The 16,922-nt window shown below is 28.6% G+C and carries 16 protein-coding genes; 10 read left to right on the top strand and 6 right to left on the bottom strand.

Annotated features, from left to right (window positions below):
• Complete coding sequence (locus BXQ17_RS01600) at positions 1-1,257, top strand: exo-beta-N-acetylmuramidase NamZ domain-containing protein (protein WP_077808946.1); 1,257 nt, start codon at positions 1-3, stop codon at positions 1,255-1,257.
• A gap of 41 nt (positions 1,258-1,298) precedes the next feature.
• Here the strand turns inward: BXQ17_RS01600 and BXQ17_RS01595 are convergent, their stop codons facing one another.
• From BXQ17_RS01595 to BXQ17_RS01585, 3 genes are read right to left on the bottom strand one after another with little or no spacing between them, the layout of a single operon-like run.
• Positions 1,299-2,147: a thioredoxin family protein gene (locus tag BXQ17_RS01595; RefSeq protein ID WP_077808945.1), complete on the bottom strand. Its 849-nt coding sequence runs from the start codon at positions 2,145-2,147 to the stop codon at positions 1,299-1,301.
• A 44-nt stretch (positions 2,148-2,191) separates the two neighbouring features.
• Complete coding sequence (locus tag BXQ17_RS01590) at positions 2,192-3,019, bottom strand: sterol desaturase family protein (protein ID WP_077808944.1); 828 nt, start codon at positions 3,017-3,019, stop codon at positions 2,192-2,194.
• A 60-nt stretch (positions 3,020-3,079) separates the two neighbouring features.
• Complete coding sequence (locus BXQ17_RS01585) at positions 3,080-3,604, bottom strand: YkgJ family cysteine cluster protein (protein ID WP_077808943.1); 525 nt, start codon at positions 3,602-3,604, stop codon at positions 3,080-3,082.
• Positions 3,605-3,691: 87 nt separating this feature from the next.
• On the opposite strand from BXQ17_RS01585, the gene argS reads away from it, so the two are divergent.
• The 5 genes from argS to BXQ17_RS01560 all read left to right on the top strand — a co-directional run bounded on the left by argS (position 3,692) and on the right by BXQ17_RS01560 (position 8,459).
• Positions 3,692-5,467, top strand: a complete 1,776-nt coding sequence (argS, locus tag BXQ17_RS01580; protein ID WP_077808942.1) for an arginine--tRNA ligase — start codon at positions 3,692-3,694, stop codon at positions 5,465-5,467.
• Between the two features lie 131 nt (positions 5,468-5,598).
• The gene (gene lpdA / locus BXQ17_RS01575) at positions 5,599-6,987 is read left to right on the top strand and encodes a dihydrolipoyl dehydrogenase (protein WP_077808941.1); all 1,389 of its coding nucleotides are present in this window, start codon (positions 5,599-5,601) and stop codon (positions 6,985-6,987) included.
• A gap of 135 nt (positions 6,988-7,122) precedes the next feature.
• Positions 7,123-7,497, top strand: a complete 375-nt coding sequence (locus BXQ17_RS01570; RefSeq protein ID WP_187661417.1) for a LysM peptidoglycan-binding domain-containing protein — start codon at positions 7,123-7,125, stop codon at positions 7,495-7,497.
• A gap of 79 nt (positions 7,498-7,576) precedes the next feature.
• Positions 7,577-7,870: a hypothetical protein gene (locus BXQ17_RS01565; protein WP_077808939.1), complete on the top strand. Its 294-nt coding sequence runs from the start codon at positions 7,577-7,579 to the stop codon at positions 7,868-7,870.
• Positions 7,860-8,459, top strand: a complete 600-nt coding sequence (locus BXQ17_RS01560) for a hypothetical protein (RefSeq protein ID WP_077808938.1) — start codon at positions 7,860-7,862, stop codon at positions 8,457-8,459. The genes BXQ17_RS01565 and BXQ17_RS01560 overlap by 11 nt, the downstream gene beginning before the upstream one ends.
• Before the next feature lie 12 nt (positions 8,460-8,471).
• Here the strand turns inward: BXQ17_RS01560 and rlmF are convergent, their stop codons facing one another.
• Positions 8,472-9,329 (bottom strand): 23S rRNA (adenine(1618)-N(6))-methyltransferase RlmF, encoded by an 858-nt coding sequence (rlmF, locus tag BXQ17_RS01555; protein WP_077808937.1) that lies wholly within the window; start codon positions 9,327-9,329, stop codon positions 8,472-8,474.
• A gap of 69 nt (positions 9,330-9,398) precedes the next feature.
• Positions 9,399-10,991, bottom strand: a complete 1,593-nt coding sequence (gene bshC, locus BXQ17_RS01550; RefSeq protein WP_077808936.1) for a bacillithiol biosynthesis cysteine-adding enzyme BshC — start codon at positions 10,989-10,991, stop codon at positions 9,399-9,401.
• A 206-nt stretch (positions 10,992-11,197) separates the two neighbouring features.
• Here bshC and BXQ17_RS01545 point away from each other — a divergent pair, with 206 nt between their 5' ends.
• From BXQ17_RS01545 to BXQ17_RS01530, 4 genes are all read left to right on the top strand, one after another.
• Positions 11,198-13,675 (top strand): M14 family metallopeptidase, encoded by a 2,478-nt coding sequence (locus BXQ17_RS01545; protein ID WP_077808935.1) that lies wholly within the window; start codon positions 11,198-11,200, stop codon positions 13,673-13,675.
• 78 nt (positions 13,676-13,753) lie between these two features.
• The gene (locus BXQ17_RS01540; protein WP_077808934.1) at positions 13,754-14,110 is read left to right on the top strand and encodes a hypothetical protein; all 357 of its coding nucleotides are present in this window, start codon (positions 13,754-13,756) and stop codon (positions 14,108-14,110) included.
• Between the two features lie 2 nt (positions 14,111-14,112).
• A complete protein-coding gene (locus BXQ17_RS01535; RefSeq protein ID WP_077808933.1) occupies positions 14,113-14,478 on the top strand; it encodes a YchJ family protein in 366 nt (121 codons plus the stop codon).
• A 50-nt stretch (positions 14,479-14,528) separates the two neighbouring features.
• Complete coding sequence (locus BXQ17_RS01530; RefSeq protein ID WP_077808932.1) at positions 14,529-15,179, top strand: peptidoglycan-binding protein; 651 nt, start codon at positions 14,529-14,531, stop codon at positions 15,177-15,179.
• Positions 15,180-15,235: 56 nt separating this feature from the next.
• Here BXQ17_RS01530 and BXQ17_RS01525 read toward each other — a convergent pair whose 3' ends face one another.
• Positions 15,236-16,654: a T9SS type A sorting domain-containing protein gene (locus BXQ17_RS01525; protein WP_077808931.1), complete on the bottom strand. Its 1,419-nt coding sequence runs from the start codon at positions 16,652-16,654 to the stop codon at positions 15,236-15,238.
• Between the last annotated feature and the right edge of the window lie 268 nt (positions 16,655-16,922).

Raw genomic sequence — 16,922 nt, 5'->3', positions numbered from 1 at the left:
ATGACAGATTTTAAACCTTTCAAAAGTACATATTTATTCTTAGTTCTTTTACTGAATTTTAACCTGATTTCTTGTGCTCAGAAAACAAAAGTTAATCAGAATAATCATATCAGAACTATTTCTGAAATTAAAACAGGTGCAGAAAGAACCGATTTATATTTAAATATTTTAAAAGGAAAAAACGTAGCCATTGTGGCAAATCAAACTTCTGTTTTAAACGTTTTACAAAGAGCCGAAGTTGCACCAAATGTAATGGGTTCTAAAAAAATAACACATCATTTAGTAGATTATCTTCACAACAATAATACAATAAATGTAAAAAAAGTTTTTGCACCAGAACACGGTTTTAGAGGAAAAGCTGATGCTGGAGAAATTGTAAAAGACGGTTTAGATACCAAAACAAATTTGCCAATTGTATCTCTTTATGGTAAAAATAAAAAACCAACTCTAGAGCAATTAAAAAACATAGATATTGTTGTTTTTGACATACAAGATGTTGGTGCTCGTTTTTACACGTATATTTCTTCGTTACATTATGTTATGGAAGCTTGTGCAGAAGCAAATATTCCTGTTTTATTATTAGACAGACCAAACCCGAATGCTCATTATATTGATGGGCCTGTTTTAGAAACAAGCCATAAATCTTTTGTTGGTATGCATAACGTACCTGTGGTTTACGGAATGACAATTGGCGAATACGGACAAATGATTAATGGTGAAAAATGGTTAAAAAACGGAATAGCATGTGATTTAAAAGTGATACCAGTTTTAAACTACAATCATCAAACACAATATAGTTTACCTATAAAACCTTCGCCAAATTTACCAAACGATAAAAGCATAAACCTTTACCCTAGTTTATGTTTTTTTGAAGGAACAAATGTATCTGCTGGAAGAGGAACATCTATGCAGTTTCAAATTTATGGCTCTCCTTTTTTATCGAAGAATAGCTTTTCTTTTACTCCGAAAGAAAATGAAGGAGCAAAATATCCTAAACATAAAAACAAGCTATGTTTTGGCGAAGATTTAAGAGATTCTAAGAATTTAAATCAACTTGATTTGTCTTATTTGATTAATGCTTATAAGCAAAATACTTCTAAAGATTTTTTTAATAATTTTTTCGCAAAATTAGCTGGCACAAAAAAACTACAAGAACAAATAGAGCAAGGTTTATCTGCTGAAGAAATAAAAAATACTTGGCAAAAAGATTTGAATGATTTTAAACTGATACGAGAAAAATATTTAATTTATAAATAAAAAAACCATTTCATAAATTTTAAGAAATGGTTTTTAATAATTTAGATGGATAAAATTTTCCTTGATTTCATTAATAATAATTTATAATTATTATCTTTTTTTAATTTGTCATACCAAATTTTAGCTTTATCCTTTTCTCCTATTTTATTATACAAAGTAAAATTTAAAAAATTATAAAAGGTTCGATTTTTTTCTTCAATTTCACTTTCTTTAAATTTATTTTTTATTTTGGTTATGGCCTTTATGTTATTATTTTTCAAAGTATTTCTGTAAACCTCACTTAACAAATATAATCTTTGAGATTCCTTGTTTTTGTTGCCTTCTTTTTTAAAAAGGCTTTTAGATTTTTTTAAATAAACATTTGCAAGTTTTAAAAAATTACTTCTTACCTTTTTATCTAAAAAAATTGAAAAATCTAAATAACTTTCTGCCAATTCTAATGCAGTATCTCCAGATTTTTTATTCAAAAAAGAAACATATTTTTTTTGCATTAAATTAGTTTTTAAAGAAAAATTTTGCAGAAGTGATATTACTTCTGATTTCCTCATATAACTCATCTTTTGAAAAACTATTTCTCCTGTTGGGTCTATAATAAAAACAAAAGGTATTGCTCTTACGCCATATTTTCTAGAGAGACTACTTTCTAAATCAATGTTAATTTTTAAAGGAATAAAATTTCCCATCAATTCTTGCACTTCTGGCTTACTCCAAGATTCGGAATCCATTCTTTTACACGGGCCACACCAACTAGCCCAAAAATCTACTAATATAAATTTATTTGTAGCTACAGCAATTTTCTGTGCATCTTCAAAAGATGTCATCCATTGATCTGCTTTTAAACTGTTTGTAAATAATAATAGAAAAGTGAATGGTAAAATAATTTTTTTCATAGCATTTATTTTTTTGGATAAATATAATGCTTTTCAGTAAAAAACTAAATATTTGCTGGTTTTCTATATCCTTGAAAAGGCTGTTTTAAAAATTCTTTTAACGAAGAATTTTTTACTTCATCAGGAAAAGTATCTACACCATACACAATTTTATCTCTATCAAATTTCATGTAAGTGCCAAATATTCTATCCCAAATAGAAAAAATATTTCCATAATTAGAATCAGTATAAGGCAATTTATAATGATGATGTACTTTATGCATATCAGGAGAAACTATAAAATAACTTAAAAACGTATCAAATTTTGAAGACATTTTAATATTGGCGTGTGTAAATTGAGTAAAAATTAAAGACATCGATTGATACATAAATACAATAGCTATTGGCGTACCAACAACAAAAACACCTAATAAAGTAAAAGCAAAACGAATAATACTTTCTATTGGATGATGCCTATTTGCTGTGGTTGTATCTACATTATGATCGGAATGATGTACCAAATGAACCATCCATAAAACAGCAACTTTGTGTTCTACAAAATGAGCCAAATAAGCGCCAAAAAAATCTAAAAATAATATTCCTAAAGTAACATATAACCAAAGTGGCATTTCTGGCAACCAATTAATAAGTCCGAAATTATTTACATCTACCCAATCTGCAGTTTTAAGCAATAAAAATGCCAACGAAAAATTTATAATTATCGTTGTAAATGTAAAAAACAAGTTAGGTAGCGCATGTTTCGATTTTTTGTAATTAAAATTAAATAAAGGTACTGCAACTTCTAAAAGCCAAAAAAATGTAATACCAGAAACGAGAATTAAACTTCGATGAGAAGATGGTATCGATTCGAAATAAGAAAAAATAGTTTGCATAAATTTATTTTCTACTAAAATAGTGAAATTAAATTATGCAAATTTTACTAGTAAAAGAGTTTAAGATCTTTTAATTTTCTTGTTGCCTTCTAAAGGCAAACGCTTTTTTAAGTTTTCTACAATATTATAGGTTGCAGGACAAATTGCTGTATTAGCAATGGTTAAATCTGTTATGCCAATAAACTTTTTACGATTTGTATGCGGATATTCTGCACATGCTTTTGGCCTTACACTGTAAATAAAACAAGTATTATCGCTTTCATCAAAAAAAGTACAAGGCGCAGATTTTAAAACCATAAAATCATCTTCATCTCTCTCTAAATATTTAGATGTAAATGCTGCAACCTTCATTTTTAGATATTTTGCAATACGTTCTATATCAACATCAGTAAATATTGGGCTAGTTGTTTTGCAACAATTACCACAAGTTAAACAGTCTGTTTTTTCAAACTCTTTATCGTGTAATTCTTGCATTAAATAATCTAATCTTTTTGGAGTTCGTTTCTTAAGTCTCGCAAAATATTTTTCGTTTTCTTTTTTTGCTTCTTTAGCTAATTTTGGGAGTTGTTTCAGCATTTTTTCCATGATACAAAATTACAATTATTCTTCCGGAAAAATCACTCAGAAAAACAAATAAAAATCCTTAATTTTGTATTTCAATTTTATTAATAAATGAATATTCAAAACACCATAGAAACTAAAGTTAAAGAAGGTTTCTTAGCATTATATAATATCGAAATTCCGTCTGTAGAGTTTCAAGCAACTAGAAAAGAATTTGAAGGAGACATTACTGTTGTTGTTTTTCCGTTGCTACGTTACAAAAAAGGAAATCCTGTACAAATAGGAGAAAATTTAGGTACATATTTAGTAGAAAACGTTACCGAAATCACCAATTTTAATGTTGTAAAAGGATTTTTAAATTTAGTGGTAGACGATTCTTTTTACACAAACTTTTTTAATGCGATTCTAGAGAATACTTCTTATGGTTTTGAAACACCAAAGGCTAATGAAAAAGCTATTATGGTAGAATATTCTTCTCCGAACACAAACAAACCTCTTCATTTAGGCCACGTTCGTAATAATTTATTAGGATATTCTGTTGCAGAAATTATAAAAGCGTCTGGTAAAAAAGTTTACAAAACTCAAATTATTAACGATAGAGGAATTCATATCTGTAAATCGATGTTGGCTTGGGAAAAATTCGGAAACGGAGAAACGCCAGAATCTACAGGTTTAAAAGGTGATAAATTAGTTGGTAATTATTACGTAAAATTTGACCAAGAATATAAAAAAGAAATAGCTCAATTAATTTCTGAAGGTAAAACTGAAGATGAGGCTAAAAAAGAAGCTCCTTTATTTGTTGAAGCACAACAAATGCTTTTAAAATGGGAAGCTGGTGATAAAGATGTAGTGGCTTTATGGGAAACTATGAATGCTTGGGTTTACGCTGGTTTTGACGTTACTTACAAAAATATGGGAGTTAACTTTGATAATCTTTATTATGAAAGTAACACCTATTTATTAGGAAAAGATGTTGTTGCACAAGGTTTAGAAAAAGGTGTTTTCTTTAGAAAAGAAGACGGTTCTGTTTGGTGCGATTTAACTGATGATGGTTTAGACGAAAAAATTGTATTACGTTCTGACGGAACTGCAGTTTATATGACGCAAGATATTGGTACAGCCATACAACGTGTAAAAGATTATGCAGATGTTGGCGGTATGGTTTATACTGTTGGTAACGAGCAAGATTACCATTTTCAAGTATTATTTTTAATCTTAAAGAAACTAGGTTTCGATTGGGCTAAACAATTACATCATTTAAGCTACGGAATGGTAGATTTACCTTCTGGAAAAATGAAATCTAGAGAAGGAACTGTTGTAGATGCTGATGAATTAATGATAGAAATGACAGATACTGCTAGAACTATTTCTGAAGAACTAGGAAAGTTAGAAGGGTATTCTGATGAAGAAAAAGAAGAGTTGTATAAAACGATTGGTTTAGGAGCTTTAAAGTATTTTATCTTAAAAGTAGATCCTAAAAAGAGAATTTTATTCGACCCGAAGTCTTCTGTAGATTTCCAAGGAAATACGGGTCCTTTTATACAATATACGTATGCTAGAATTCAGTCTATAATTAGAAAAGCAAATTTTGATTATTCGAAACCTGTAACTGTAGATTTACATGAAAAGGAAAAAGAATTATTAAAACAATTAGAATTATATCCTGAAACAATACAGCAAGCTGCTGCTAATTATTCGCCAGCAATTATTGCAAATTACACCTATGATCTGGTGAAAGAATTTAATTCTTTTTATCAAAATGTACACATTTTAGGAGAACAAGATTTAGATAAAAAAACATTTAGAGTTCAATTATCTAAAAAAGTTGCAGACACTATAAAATCTGCATTTTCTTTATTAGGAATTCAGGTTCCTGAAAGAATGTAAAAAAGTTAGTAAATTAGCACGCGTTAAGGATTGAAGCGGCATCCTTTTTTTGAGGTACGATAAAAAAAGATAGAACGTAAAGCCTGTTAAAACGCCCAAAATAAAACAAACAACTAGTAAATATTAAAAGAATGAAATACGACATCATAATTATTGGAAGTGGACCTGGAGGATATGTTACGGGAATTAGAGCTTCTCAATTAGGCTTTAAAGTTGCCATTGTAGAAAAAGAAAGTTTAGGTGGAATTTGTTTAAACTGGGGATGTATCCCAACAAAAGCATTACTAAAGTCTGCACAAGTTTATGATTATTTAAAGCATGTTGATGAATATGGTTTAAAAGCAGAAGCAATTGATAAAAATTTTGATGCTGTTATTAAAAGAAGTCGTGGTGTTGCAGACGGAATGAGCAAAGGTGTTGCTTTTTTAATGAAGAAAAACAAAATCGATATTATAAATGGTTTTGGTAAAATAAAAACTGGTAAAAAAGTTGATGTTACTGCAGAAGATGGTACTGTAACAGAATATAGTGCAGACAATATTATTATTGCAACTGGTGCACGTTCTAGAGAATTACCAAACTTACCACAAGATGGTAAAAAAGTAATTGGTTATAGACAAGCAATGACGTTGCCATCGCAACCAAAATCTATGATTGTTGTAGGTTCTGGTGCAATTGGTGTTGAGTTTGCTCATTTCTATAACTCTATGGGAACAGAAGTTACTATTGTAGAATATATGCCAAATTTAGTACCAGTAGAAGATATCGATATTTCTAAACAATTTGAACGTTCTGTTAAAAAATCTGGAATTAAAGTTATGACAAACTCTTCTGTAGAGTCTGTTGATACTTCTGGTGATGGTGTTGTTGCTACTGTAAAAACTAAAAAAGGAGAAGAAACTTTAAAAGCTGATATTTTATTATCTGCAGTTGGTATTAAATCTAACATCGAAAACATTGGTTTAGAAGATGTAGGTATTATTGTTGATAGAGATAAAATCTTAGTAAACGATTTTTACCAAACTAACATACCAGGTTATTATGCAATTGGTGACGTTGTTCCTGGGCAAGCTTTAGCACACGTTGCTTCTGCAGAAGGAATAACTTGTGTTGAGAAGTTAGCAGGTTTACATACAGAAGCTATCGATTACGGTAACGTACCTGGTTGTACATATGCTACTCCAGAAATTGCATCTGTTGGTATGACAGAAGCAAAAGCTAAAGAAGCTGGTTACGAGCTTAAAGTTGGTAAATTTCCATTTTCAGCATCAGGAAAAGCAAAAGCAGCAGGAACGCCTGATGGTTTTGTAAAAGTAATTTTTGATGCAAAATATGGTGAATGGTTAGGTTGCCACATGATTGGTGCTGGTGTTACTGATATGATTGCAGAGGCTGTTCTTGGTAGAAAATTAGAAACTACTGGTCATGAAGTTTTAAAAGCAATTCACCCTCACCCAACAATGAGTGAAGCTGTAATGGAAGCTGTTGCAGATGCTTATGACGAAGTAATTCATTTATAAGATTATTATTTAAAATTTATAACTGATATATAATTATCATTTAACTATAAAATTTGTAGTTTAATCGAAAAACCAAAGCTAAAAGCTTTGGTTTTTTTGTACATTTAGACTATAATTAAAAATCAAAAAATTAAAATGAGAGCAAAATATCAAAGCGTATTAAATCTAGGAGAAGAATTAGCTATTAAAAATGGAGATGTAAAAGAAGAAAACGGCGTACTACATATTGTAGGTACTGCAAAAAACCAATATGAAAAAAACTTACTTTGGGATGAAATAAAAAAAGTTGGTGGTGAAAACCCTACAGATATTATGGCAGATATTTCTGTAGAAGATACTTCTATCTTTGCAAACCATACTGTAAAAAGCGGAGATACTCTTGGTAAAATCGCAAAGCAATATTATGGTAAGTCATCTAAATATACTGCTATCTTTGAAGCAAATACTAATATCTTAAAAAGCCCAGATGTAATTCATCCAGGTCAAGAATTAGTAATTCCTAATTTATAAGAATTATAAAATTCTATAATAAAGCCGAAGCAAATTTGCTTCGGTTTTTTTTATATTTGAAAATTAATAAAAGTTTCTAATGAACTCAAAAGACTACTACAAAAAGAAAAACGAAGGTTTACTAAAGTATTGGGAACCAAAAAGAGAAAATAGACTTAAATATGCTTTACTACAAAGCTTGTATTTTGCTGTTCCTTTTAGTTTTATTTTTCAAGCTTTAGAAAGTTTAAAAGGCTTTTTAACTTTGCAATTTGCATTTAAATTTATTTCTATTTTCTGTATTTATTTTCTACTTACCTATTACATAACTTATAATATGTATGAGAAAAGATATCAAAAATTAAAAAACGACCCTCAGAATTTTGATAACTAATAAGAAGAAATTTTTAGCAGAACTTTTAAAAGGAATTGCCAAATTAATAGTTGCAGGTGTTTTTATTGGTTATTTAAAAGAATACGATTTAATAATTGCCTTAATTTTAGTTGCAAAACTTACGCATAACGTTTACAAGGATATTATTAAACCCAAAAATAAAAATTGGTTGTTACTTATAGGAATGCTTTTAACTTGCTTTGGCGGAATTGTAGGTGAAACTTGGGGTGTTGCAAACGGTTATTGGGAATACCATGAAGTTAGCAGAGAATTACCGCTTTGGCTACCTTTTGCTTGGATGTATGCCTTCTATTTTTTATACAAATTAGAATTAAAATTAATTCCGTTATTAAAAAATAAAAGTCAAAAAAATAAAATTATACTTGCTTTAATTTTAGCATTAATATTACCTGCTTTCGGTGAAGTTATTACAATTCAGCTAGGTGTTTGGACCTATTATTGGCCTTATCAGCTTTTCGGAGTACCTTTATATGCTTTTATCTGTTTGGTTTTTGTACATATGTTAGTGTATACAATACTACACTACATTTGCAAAAAATACAATATTAAAGATCTAGTATACAATTAAAAATCCTTTTAATTAAAACTGCCAACAAGCAATTCTAGTAACCTTATTACCTTGATTCATTGGGATTACTTTAAACTGTACTGCACCTAATTTTTTTGAAGATTTCTCTAAACTTTCTATATTTTCTTTCTTAGAAACTAAACTTGTAAACCATTTGCTTTTGGTTTTAAACAAAGAACTTTCGTATAAATAATTGTGTAGAAAAGCTTTTTCTCCGCCAACATACCAAAGCTCATTATTATTCCCAGAAAAATTTCTAACTGCATTATTTCCTAAATTCTTAGTCTTTCTTCGGTTTGCACCTTGTGCTTCTTCTGCAGATTTATAAAAAGGAGGATTACACATCGTTGCAGTAAAAGAATCTTCTTCTTCTATAATTCCTTTTAAAATATTTTGCTCGTTAAATTGCTGGCGTAAAGTGATATTCTCTTCTAACTTATTATCGTAAATAATGTCTTGTGCATAATCTAAAGAATCTAAATCAATATCAGAACCAACAAATGTCCAATTATACTCTGCTACACCTAAAATAGGATAAATACAAGTTGCACCGGTTCCTACATCTAATATTTTAATATTTTCTTCGGATGAAAGCAAATCAGATAAATGATGAATGTAATCTAAACGACCAGGAATTGGCGGACATAAATTTTCGTCAGGAAAATCCCAAACATTTAATTTATTATAAGAAAATAAAAGTGCTTTATTCAATTCTTTTACAGCATTAGGGTTCGAAAAATCGATACTTAAATTTCCGTAGTTATTTGTTGCTACAAACTCCTTTAAATTAGAATTATTAAGAACAAGTTCATCAAAATTATAACCTGTATTAAATTTATTTTTTGGATGTAAACCTTTTTCTTTATTCATAAATATCGATATTTTAAAACAATTAATGGTTATAAACCATATTTTTAGAACTGTAAATTTTATACTACATTAAAGTTCTAAAACAGTAAATTGAAGATCTAATGGTTTTAAAGATTTTTTAAGCGCTTTTATAAAGCCACTACCATATTCTAAATAATATTCAGAGAAATTACGCTGTCTTTCTTCTAAACTCTGATTCGGTAAAATTTCATTTTGAAGAGAAGTAATTCGATCTACCAAATCCTTTTGCCTTCTTTTTTCTGCTCTAACTAATCTCTTCTGTAAATTCTGTAAACCTTTAATTTGTTTCTTTTCTTGAGCTTTTACTGCATTTATAAAAGTAACATCTGTTTTTTCTGCAACCACTTTTAATTCTTCAAATTGTTGTTCTAAATAAGCGATTTTATTGTTAAAATTAACTTCTAAATCTGCGTTTTCAATTACTTTTTTAGATAATAACTTGTGTTGATTTAAAAACAACTCCTCTATAGAAATATCTAATTTATCTAGTTTTCGTTGTTGCTTTTCTGAGACAACTTGCACAGAATTTCTTAATAATAAAATTGGAAAAGGAACATTTACTTTATTAAAATATTGTTTTAACTCAAACCAATATGCCATTTCGCCTCCACCACCTAAATAACAAATATTTGGTAAAATAACTTCTTGATAAAGAGGTCTCATTATTACATTTGGCGAAAATGCTTTCGGATTTTTTTCTACTTCCTGTAGAATTTCTGATTTAGTAAACGTAATTTCCGTGTTGTTTATCTTATAAATTCCTTCTTCAAAAACGATACGTTCTCTATAATTATCACCTAAATAAAATAAATTAATCTCTCTAGGGTTTACTTGAATTTTATAATTTTCTTCTAATTTTTCTATAGTTTTAGAAACTTCTTTAAACGAAGTACCATGCTCTAGTTCATCATTAACAAAAGGAATAAAAAGTTCTTTTAATTGTTTATCATCTCCATCAACAATTACCAATCCAAATTCCTTAAACAATTCGTTTGCGATATATCGTGTTGCATCTGCTAAATTATTATGCTTTAAATAACCATCAGAAAAAAGAGTTCGTAAATAAGTAGCATTTTTAGAACCACCTAATTGATTTGCAAAAACATTTAAAACGTTATCTAAACCTTCGGTAGAAAATCGTCCTACTGCCCCACCATCTTCTCTGTTCCAAACAACTTTTTTACCTTTAAAGTTAAAATAGTTAATCTCATCAAAATCGTGATCTTCTGTTGCCATCCAATAAACTGGCACAAAATTTTTCTCTGGAAATTTTTCTGACAATTCTTCTGCTAAATTAATAGCAGAAATAATTTTATATAAAAAATACAACGGTCCTGTAAATAAGTTTAATTGATGACCGGTTGTAATTGTAAAAGTATTTTTAAGTTTTAAAAGTTGTATGTTTTCTTCCGTTTTCGCTGAAACATCAAAATTTAAATATTGATTTTTTATCGCTTCTGCCAAAACCAAACGAGTTTGCAAACTAAAAGATGTTTCTTTTTCTTCTATTTGATTGTAAAACCCTGTAATATCTGGAAAATTATTGTAAAACGGTTTTAAAGTATCTTTTTGCTCTAAATAATCTATCATTGTATTAGAGAAAAAACCTGTTTTTTTAAACGGAATTTGAGTAACTTTCATTAGGCTACATGGTTTTTAATACAACAACATTCTCTGTCTATCTTACTGCTCATTTTAACTTCTAAATTTTTTATAAAAATACAACTATTTTAAGCTTTGTAAATCACTACAAATCAATCTAACAAAGTTTTAACAAGTTCTATTTTCTGCAAATTAACAATTTTAAAAATATATTATTACTTTTGATTTTCTAATCAAACACTTACATGAAAATCAAATCTATTGTAGTTGTTCTTTTTTTATTAACAGGAACACTATTTTCTCAAAAAATTAAATCTCCAAAAGAATTTTTAGGTTACGAAATTGGCGCTCGTTTTACAAGACATCATAAAGTTGTAGACTATTTTAATTATGTTAGCAACACTTTATCTAATGTAAAGTTAGAGAAATATGGCGAAACAAATGAACACAGACCTTTATATGTTAGTTACATTTCTTCTGCAGAAAATATTAAGAATTTAGAAAGCATAAGAAAAAATAATCTAAGTCAAACAGGTGTAATTTCTGGTAATTCTAAAAACGATATTGCCATTGTATGGCTAAGTTATAATGTACATGGTAACGAAGCTTCTAGTACAGAAGCAGCAATGTTAACATTATACGAATTGGTTACTGCAAAAAAAGCTTGGTTAGAAAACACGGTTGTTATTTTAGATCCTTGTATAAATCCTGATGGTAGAGATCGATATGTAAATTGGTACAATCAAGTAAAAAGCACACCTTATAATACAGATCAAAATGCTAAAGAACATACAGAACCTTGGCCAGGAGGAAGACCAAATCACTATTTATTCGATCTAAATAGAGATTGGGCTTGGGCAACACAAGTAGAATCTAAACAAAGAATTAAAGTTTACAATAAATGGATACCTCACATTCATGTAGATTTTCATGAACAAGGAATTAATAATCCGTATTACTTTGCTCCTGCGGCAGAACCTTTTCATGAAATTATTACTGATTGGCAAAGAGATTTTCAAACACAAATTGGTAAAAATCACGCAAAATATTTCGATAAAGAAGGTTGGTTGTATTTTACAAAAGAAAGTTTCGATTTATTATACCCAAGTTATGGCGATACTTACCCAACATATATGGGCGCAATTGGTATGACCTATGAACAAGCTGGTCATGGGCGTGCAGGTTTAGGTATTCATACAGATGAAGGTGAAATTTTAACTTTAAAAGATAGAGCAACACACCATTTAACTACAGGTTTATCTACTGTAGAGATTTCTTCAAAAAATGCTAAAAAACTAAACTTAGAATTCAGAAAATTCTTTAATAATACTGGTTTAAACTTTAAAAGTTATGTTTTAAAGAACGAAAACGTAGACAAAATGAATCGTCTAAAAGAGTTATTAGACACTCATGAAATAAAATATGAAAGTGCTAAAAATGGTTCTGTAAAAGGATATAGTTATACTACTCAAAAAGATGCTAAATTAGACGTTAGCAATAAAGATTTAGTTATTCATACAGATCAGCCAAAAGGTAAAATGGTAAAAGCTTTGTTTGAACCAAATGCTAAATTAGTAGATTCTTTAACTTATGATATTACAGCATGGTCTTTACCGTATGCTTATGGTTTTAATGCTGTTGCATCTAAAAGTAAGGTAAACTCTACAACTATTAACACTAACAATACTATTGTAAATTCTGAAGATAAAAGTGCTTATGCATATGTTTCTAAATGGAATAGTCTTGCTGATGCTACTTTCTTAGCAGATTTATTAAAGAATAATATTGTACCAAGGTTTGCAGAAAAATCTTTTTCAGCAAAAAATACATCTTACGATAAAGGAACTTTAATAATACTTAGAAATGATAACAGAAACACAGATTTTGATTCAAAAATTGTAGCAATAGCAGACAAACATCAACGTAAATTAACATCTGTTGCCACTGGTTTTTCTCAGTCTGGTGTAGATTTTGGTTCATCAGCAATTAAACCAATTAACAAGCAAAAAATAGCAGTTGTTTCTGGTAAAGCAACTTCTTCTTTAAGTTTTGGTGAAGTTTGGCACTTTTTTGAAACTCAATTAGAATACCCAATTACTAACATAAACTCTAGTAATTTTGGTTATACAGATCTAAGTAAATATGATGTTATAATCTTACCTAGTGGTTATTACAATAGTATTTTAAGTGGTTCTACTTTATCTAACTTAAAAAAATGGGTAAGATCTGGCGGAACATTAGTAGCAATAGGAAATGCATTAAATAGTTTTGCCAATAAAGAAGGATTCTCTTTAAAAACAAAAAAGAATGCAGAAATAGAAACTGACAATAATTTAGTTCCTTACCAAGATAGAGAACGTAAAAGTGTTGCTAATTTAATTACTGGAAGTATTTTTAAAAGCACATTAGACAATTCGCATCCGTTAGCTTTTGGATATGATAAAGAATATTTTTCTTTAAAACTAAGCGGAACCTCATACAGTTACTTAAAAAAAGGATATAATGTTGGTTATTTTGATAAAAACTCTAACAATGTTTCTGGTTATGCAGGAAGTAAAGCTGTAAAAAATGTACCTGAATCTTTACTGTTTGGAGAACAAACGATGGGAAGAGGAAGTATTGTTTATATGGTAGATAATCCTTTATTTAGATCTTTTTGGGAAAACGGAAAACTATTTGTAGCCAATGCAGTATTTCTGTTAAACTCTAATCAACTTAAATAAAATTAAAAAAACCACTCAAACAGAGTGGTTTTTTTTTATAATCATGAAACATTTACCTTTGTAATCTTAATAATAGTCATGCAAATAGAAGATTTAATTGGTGAATATCAAATAATAGGTAAAAACCAAGATAATACTGAAAACACTTATAAAGGTATTTTAAATTTAAGCTTACTAAACAACAACAAAATTAAAGCTGTTTGGCTAATTAATAAGAGTCAGCAACAATTTGGAGAAGGTTTTTTTAAAGACAATATCTTAGTTATTAATTTTGAATATCAAGGTGATGAAAGCAATATTTACAAAGGAACAGTTGTTTACAGATGTTTATCTAAAGATATTTTAGATGGTTTTTGGTCTGAAGAATTTGGTAACCCAAATTATTTAGGCGAAGAAAGATGTTTTAGAATTAAAGAAAATGAAAAATTAAATTAGGTATGAATTGTCCTTGTAACCCAAATAAATTATATAAAAATTGCTGTAAAAAAGCTCATGATGATATTTTTTCTGTAAAAACATCAGAAGAATTAATGCGTTCTAGATACAGTGCTTTTGTGTTGGGTAATACAGATTATTTACATAAAAGTCATCACAGTACAACAAGATTGTCTAATAAAGAGTACAAAGAATTAAAAAAGTGGACTAAATCTGTTGATTGGGCAAAACTTCAAATTCATAATTCTACGAATAATAGTGTAGAATTTACTGCATTTTTTATTGAAAACGGAAATTTAGAAACCATTAAAGAACATTCTACATTTTGTAAAGAAAATAATCATTGGGTTTATTTAAATGCAATATAAATATAGCTTTTTATTACTTTTGTTATACCTAACTACAACTTTTTATCTTAATGAAACAAATTATAATTTTTTTGTTGCTGATTATTACTTTTTTTATTGGCTTTGGAAAATACAACCAGTACAAAAGATACAACTCACCAGAAGTTAATTATACATCAACTAAAACTATTGATTTAGAATACTACAATCAAGAAATTGTTTTAAAGTATTATCAGGCTGTAGAAGAACTTAATAGTTTTGTAATGTTACAATGGTCTGCAAACAATATAGATGTTAGAACACCAGAAGACGATGATAACGAAACAAAAATAGCAGTTGATACTTATGCTAAAAAATTAGCTACAGTAAAATATTATGAAGATATTTTATCTAAATCTTCTGAATTAAAATCGAAAGGATTAACGAGTAAAGAGATTGAATTTTTAACTAAAAATAGAGTCGATTTAAAAACTTACAATAAAAATCTTTACACTAATAAGTTAATTACATTATTTAAGAATACTCCTCAGATTAAGTTTGGAAGCAAACATCCTATTGTTTTTGAAATTCAAAAAATTTTAGCTGATAAAGGATACGAACTTGAAATAGATGGTCTTTATAAAAAAGAAACTTTTAATGCAATTAAGAGTTTTGAAACTAAAAACAATCTTTTATCTGACGGCGTTTTAGACCTTTTAACATTAGAAGCACTTTTAAAATAAAAAAAACGTCTAGAAACAATTACGTATCTAGACGTTTTAATATAAATAACTAAACTCTAATTTTTCATAAATTTAGAACTTCCTACAGTATTATCAACTGTATATTTAATCATGTAAACACCTTTACTCAAATTCGAAACATCAATACTTTTTGATTTTTCATTTACTTGAATATTTTTTACTTGTTTTCCTAAAATATTGTAAATACTAACTTTAGAAATTATATTATCCGAAGAAATATTTAAGTAATTATTTGTAGGATTAGGATACATAGAAATGTTTAATAAAGAATTTCTTTCTACACTTGCTACTGCAGCATTAGAACTTAAAACAACACTACCTAAACTGGCTTCGTTAGACGGATTACCTAATGCACCTTTTACAGAAAAACCGTATTGAATAATAAAACCTGCTTGTAATTCTGCAGCTAATGCCGAAACTGAAAAAGAAGACATGCTACTTGTTAAAGTGACACTTTTATTTACAACTGTAGCGTAACCATTATTAGGATCTAATGCTTTTATAAATGCAACAACAGTGTAACCTGCATCGATTGTATAACTATCGATATTTGCAGAAAAAGTTAAATCCGAATCTGCTAATCCGTTATTTTCTACATAAGAACTTGCTTCTATATACTTATTTGGTGTTGTAGGATTATCAAACCAAGAAGCATTAGTGTTTTCGGCTGTCCAAATAGCAAAATTAGGTTGTAATGTAATTGTTGATGCATTTACCGTAGTTTTTAAATTTGCTACATCATAAGAGAATCCAAAAGCGTAACTATCATCTGCAGTATTAAATGCGTTTACATAACCATTGTAAGTTTTAGAACCATCAATAGTAACACCATCATTGGTCGTATTTCCAGAATCGTTGCTTGCATTTTCAGTAACTACAACACTTCCTAATGATGTTTCATTTGCAGGGTCTCCTAAAGCACCTGTAACAGAAAAACCATACTGAATTATAAAACCAGATTGCAATTCTGCACCTGTTGCAGACACAGAAAAAGAACTCATTCCGTTTGTTAGCACGATGTTTTTATTAACCACAGTTGCATAACCATTATTTGGATCTAAGGCTTTTATAAAAGCGACAACTTTGTATGCTGAGTTTATAGTATGAGCATCTAAATTTGCAGAAAAAGTTAAATCCGAACCTGCTAATCCGTTATTTTCTACGTAAGAACTTGCTTCTATATACTTATTTGGCGTTGTTGTATTATCAAACCAAGATGGATTTGTATTTTCTGCTGACCAAATTGCAAAGTTAGGTTGTAATGTTACAGATGTAGAAGTAAGTGTAGTTTTTAAATTTGCCACATCATAACTAAATCCAAATGCATAACTATCATCCGAAGTATTAAATGCGTTTACATAACCGTTCCATGTTTGAGAACCGTCTACAGTAACGGAATTTTGAGCAAACCCAAAAGCAGTTATTAAAAGTAAAAGTAAAGTAATTTTTTTCATGTGTTAATTGTTTTTAAGTTAATAAATCAATATTAAAAAATATGATTAAATAATCCTTAAAAAACACCACAACAAAAAACATACATCATAAAAAAACAATTGATATATTATGAAATTACTATAAAATAAGGAATAGCAAAGGAAAAAGTATAAAAGTAAAAAAACTTAAACTAATCAAACTTTAAAACAAAAGCAGTTTGTATGGGTAATGTATAGTTAAAAGATTCGATAAAAAGAAACAAAACAGAAAAGAAACGCAAACAACAAA

Origin of the sequence: Polaribacter sp. BM10 (assembly GCF_002005425.1) — a bacterium.
Lineage (GTDB): Bacteria > Bacteroidota > Bacteroidia > Flavobacteriales > Flavobacteriaceae > Polaribacter > Polaribacter marinaquae.
The sequence above is the reverse complement of the archived record's forward strand: the minus strand, read 5'-3'. Positions and strand labels throughout refer to the sequence as shown.

Coding starts and splice junctions, on each gene's coding strand:
- BXQ17_RS01565 (WP_077808939.1), top strand. CDS start 7,577: ATGAACTCAAAAGACTACTACAAAAAGAAAAACGAAGGTTTACTAAAG.
- BXQ17_RS01535 (WP_077808933.1), top strand. CDS start 14,113: ATGAATTGTCCTTGTAACCCAAATAAATTATATAAAAATTGCTGTAAA.
- lpdA (WP_077808941.1), top strand. CDS start 5,599: ATGAAATACGACATCATAATTATTGGAAGTGGACCTGGAGGATATGTT.
- BXQ17_RS01540 (WP_077808934.1), top strand. CDS start 13,754: ATGCAAATAGAAGATTTAATTGGTGAATATCAAATAATAGGTAAAAAC.
- BXQ17_RS01585 (WP_077808943.1), bottom strand. CDS start 3,604: ATGGAAAAAATGCTGAAACAACTCCCAAAATTAGCTAAAGAAGCAAAA.
- rlmF (WP_077808937.1), bottom strand. CDS start 9,329: ATGAATAAAGAAAAAGGTTTACATCCAAAAAATAAATTTAATACAGGT.
- BXQ17_RS01600 (WP_077808946.1), top strand. CDS start 1: ATGACAGATTTTAAACCTTTCAAAAGTACATATTTATTCTTAGTTCTT.
- BXQ17_RS01570 (WP_187661417.1), top strand. CDS start 7,123: ATGAGAGCAAAATATCAAAGCGTATTAAATCTAGGAGAAGAATTAGCT.
- BXQ17_RS01530 (WP_077808932.1), top strand. CDS start 14,529: ATGAAACAAATTATAATTTTTTTGTTGCTGATTATTACTTTTTTTATT.
- BXQ17_RS01525 (WP_077808931.1), bottom strand. CDS start 16,654: ATGAAAAAAATTACTTTACTTTTACTTTTAATAACTGCTTTTGGGTTT.
- argS (WP_077808942.1), top strand. CDS start 3,692: ATGAATATTCAAAACACCATAGAAACTAAAGTTAAAGAAGGTTTCTTA.
- BXQ17_RS01545 (WP_077808935.1), top strand. CDS start 11,198: ATGAAAATCAAATCTATTGTAGTTGTTCTTTTTTTATTAACAGGAACA.
- BXQ17_RS01595 (WP_077808945.1), bottom strand. CDS start 2,147: ATGAAAAAAATTATTTTACCATTCACTTTTCTATTATTATTTACAAAC.
- bshC (WP_077808936.1), bottom strand. CDS start 10,991: ATGAAAGTTACTCAAATTCCGTTTAAAAAAACAGGTTTTTTCTCTAAT.
- BXQ17_RS01590 (WP_077808944.1), bottom strand. CDS start 3,019: ATGCAAACTATTTTTTCTTATTTCGAATCGATACCATCTTCTCATCGA.